General features: G+C 44.3%; 4 protein-coding genes. All 4 read right to left on the reverse strand.

Going from position 1 to position 3,418, the window contains the following annotated elements; all coding sequences use genetic code 11:
- A partial coding sequence (locus tag ACP45E_RS16275) for a magnesium transporter MgtE N-terminal domain-containing protein (protein ID WP_141707374.1) occupies window positions 1–853 on the reverse strand: 853 nt, incomplete at its 3' end.
- A gap of 163 nt (window positions 854–1,016) precedes the next feature.
- Window positions 1,017–1,739 carry an oxygen-insensitive NADPH nitroreductase gene (nfsA, locus tag ACP45E_RS16280; RefSeq protein ID WP_017039061.1) on the reverse strand — a complete coding sequence of 241 codons (723 nt, stop codon included), beginning with the start codon at window positions 1,737–1,739 and terminating at the stop codon, window positions 1,017–1,019.
- A gap of 200 nt (window positions 1,740–1,939) precedes the next feature.
- Window positions 1,940–2,698, reverse strand: a complete 759-nt coding sequence (locus ACP45E_RS16285) for a RecX family transcriptional regulator (RefSeq protein WP_017039062.1) — start codon at window positions 2,696–2,698, stop codon at window positions 1,940–1,942.
- A 345-nt stretch (window positions 2,699–3,043) separates the two neighbouring features.
- On the reverse strand, window positions 3,044–3,418 hold a 375-nt coding region (locus ACP45E_RS16290; protein WP_141707375.1), incomplete at its 5' end, for a glycerate kinase.

The following is a 3,418-nucleotide window of genomic DNA, read 5'->3' on the forward strand; positions in this document are numbered from 1 at the left end:
CTCGATTTTGTGCGCTTTTTCGTACCGAGGCAAAAAGGTCTTCATCTTCACCAAGACCCGCTTGTGCCATCAATTGAGATTCCGCTTTCTCACTTTGGAGTTTGTAGGCGGTGCCCATGTCTAAACGGCCAATCAATAAGCCACTTTCAGTGATAACGGGTAAAGAAGATTCGCCACTGAGTGAGACTTTATTGGACGCGGAATAAATGTCTTCCTTTGCATCAAGGGATGGAAAATCATCTTCTGACAGCTCTGAAATTCGCAGTGTCGGTTCAACATCAAATAAACGATTGATACGCACCGTTCCTGTCCAGTTGCCACGGCTATCGACCAGATAAATCACGTGACTATGTGGTGGAAGGTTGCGGCGCAGCAATCGCATGACCACTTTGATTTTGGTTTTTGCTGGCACCACTAAAGGCTGGTGATCACACCAGTGCCCTACTTCTTCATCGTCAAATTGTTGCGCAGCAGAATAGCGATTTTGCTGCTCTTCATTCATCAGCCCAAGTACGTTTTCGAGCAAATGATCAGGGATGCTGTCTTGCAATTCGAGCAAGGTATCAGCATCTATCCCGGTAAACAGAGCCAGCAATGTACCGTCGTCTTGATTATCTAGGATCGACGTGCTCGCATCTGCACGCATCTCAACCAGCACAGGCACTTTCATCGTATCTGAAAGTTGCTCCCATGTACCTAAACGCTCGGTAAGCGGGAGAGATTCGAGTAACAGCGCAACATCGACAGCCGAGTTATCTTGCTCCCACTGCTCTATTACGGCTTGTTGCGAGCTGGCATCACCAGAATCAGTAAGCAACTCACTGACCACATCCTGAATGGTGTTATTTTCCATGTTTTTTCCTGAGGAGACAGAGACTTGTCAGAATATAGGGGATAATCTTAAAACATCAATGAAAAGATCAACGGAAAAAATAGATGAAGAGCCTATGGCTGAGCTAGAATGGCGTACCACTCCAAAATTCATTAGGCACTTCATGATGAGTGTGTTTAAAGCTCTATCGTTTGGTTAATCCTTTCCCATTCAAGTAAGGAAGGATGTGTGGGCGTGACTCCCCTGAAAGCTTACCTGTTATGTCTTGTGACCAGCTCGTTTGTTTCTGGTTAGTTGAACGATTAGCGTAGTAACTTTGCATGGAATCGTCATAGTTTTTAATATCGTCCAAACTCAGCGGCTGATACTGGTTCTCGTGCAGAATGACATGAGCAGGTAAACGAGGCTTCAGCTCAGGTTGTTGATCCGGGTGCCCCAAACACATGCCAAAAAGTACCGCGCTATTTTGAGGAAGCCCGAGAAGTTCATCAACCTGTTGAACGTTATTACGTAATCCGCCAATGTACACGCCACCTAACCCTAATGATTCAGCGGCCAATAAACAGTTTTGCGCCATGATTCCCGAATCGACAGCGCCAATAAGAGTCAGCTCCGTGAAGTCAGCTTGGACCTGTGGGTTTATTTCAACGTGGCGCTGGTAGTCGATACAAAACACAAGAAACTCAGCAGCACTCTCTACATATGCTTGATTACCCGCATATTGAGCCAGCAGTTTTCGCTTATCTTTGTCTGTCACTCTGACGATAGAGACAACCTGCAACATACTGGACGATGAGGCGGCTAACCCCGCTTGAATGATCGCCTCCAACTGCTGTTGTTCTATTGGCTGCTGTGTATATTTACGAATGGATCGGTGACCTAAAATGGTTTCTATTGTGCTGTTCATGCGTCTCAGACAATCCTTGTTGTTATTATGATTCACGAATTACAGTAACGATATTTGTTGTTAGCGTAAACAAAAAAGCCATGATCAACGGTCTAATTTCTGTACAATCGTCTATACATGAATGCAACCGAGTCGACTTTCTATGTTGTCGCTTTCTTGCTGTTTTCGTCCTCACTATTTTCTTTTTAACTGCTTTCTTTTTAATTGATTTCACTGAGTGCGAATTGAATTTCTTCTGAAGAAAACCCTTTTCGGCTTAACATTGCGTACGCTTTACTTCGCTCTTTATGGATGTTTAGATCGTACGATTTCTTTTCCAACTGCTCTAAACACGCGCTATAAAAATCGATTTCTCCTGATTCAACGAGCTTGCCGATCAAGGCGTCGAGATCCGTCACATCAATTTTTCGCTGACGCAATTCTTGACGAATAACCGTTAGGCCCTTTCCTTTACGCACATATTTCAGCACTTCCTTTTCCAGATCGGCTTTTTCAGCTTTAATTTCTAGGTTTGAACGTAACTGAGCAAAACTGGGATGCTGCCGAAGACTTTCGTTAATTTGAGCGTAACTGAACCCGCGTTTTTGTAGCGCGGCCACCAGCTTTTCTTTGCTCATGGTGAATTCTTGATAATAGTGATTCACTCGTTCGGTCAGTATCGTCTGTTCATCGATTTGTCGCTCTTGCTTTACTTTCTCGATGGCCTCTTGGATCAGCGCACCGGCTATGCCTTTCTTCTTCAATTTTTCCAGAATATAACCCGAGCCGTACTCACTTGAAAAAGCGCGCTCTGCAAACTGTTCAGCGAATTCATTATCTGGCTTCAGATAATCTAACCGGCGCAACTTTTCTATTGTCTGAGTGATCCAATCTTCGTTATCGGTTTTGATTCGAAGCTTATTGATCAGCTCGCTTTCGGTCAGATCGCGCTGGCCCAAATGCCACATGGCAGAGTTCATGACACTTTCTATGCGTGTTGCCTTTTTGACTCGATTCTGATCAGTATGCAAATGACGGCCTCTAAAATTTCACGTTTATCTGTTTATTTACATGTTTAACGAGTAAACAAACAAAAATAACTCTCCACCGAAATGCGGTGGGTTAAGTATTTCGGTACTGCTGAAACATAAACCCTAAACATAAACTCATTGGGATTAAGTTCACTGGAAGTGTGTCAGGGATACCAACCTTTGTAAATTGCTATTCGGTCGTCAATCTCCCACCCTACAATGAAAAAAAAGGACATCAATATGATGTCCTTTGGTCTCAGATTTACTCTACATGAAACTCATTATTTCATTCAGTTACAGCCGAATCGACAGAGCTTTTGCGACATTTCTAGATGTCATTTCAACATTAAATGCGGCTTCTTTTAACGCCGTTGGTAGATCCGTAGCGCCAAGAACAACGCTGTAGACCGCATCAATACCATGCTCATAAACCACGTTACAATCTGCCGCTGTCGACCCTGCGATCGCGATGACAGGAAGCTTAAACTGTTTTGCAACACGCGCAACGCCTATCGGGGTTTTCCCATGAATGGTTTGGCTATCGATGCGGCCTTCACCCGTAATAACCAGGTTCGCGCTCTTTACCACATTTTCAAGATTTACCGCATCCATAACAATGCTGATCCCGGGCCGTAGCGTGGCGTTAAACATTCCAATGAGTGCAGCGCC

It is taken from the genome of Vibrio genomosp. F10 str. 9ZD137, from assembly GCF_049974785.1.
In the GTDB taxonomy this organism is placed as follows: domain Bacteria; phylum Pseudomonadota; class Gammaproteobacteria; order Enterobacterales; family Vibrionaceae; genus Vibrio.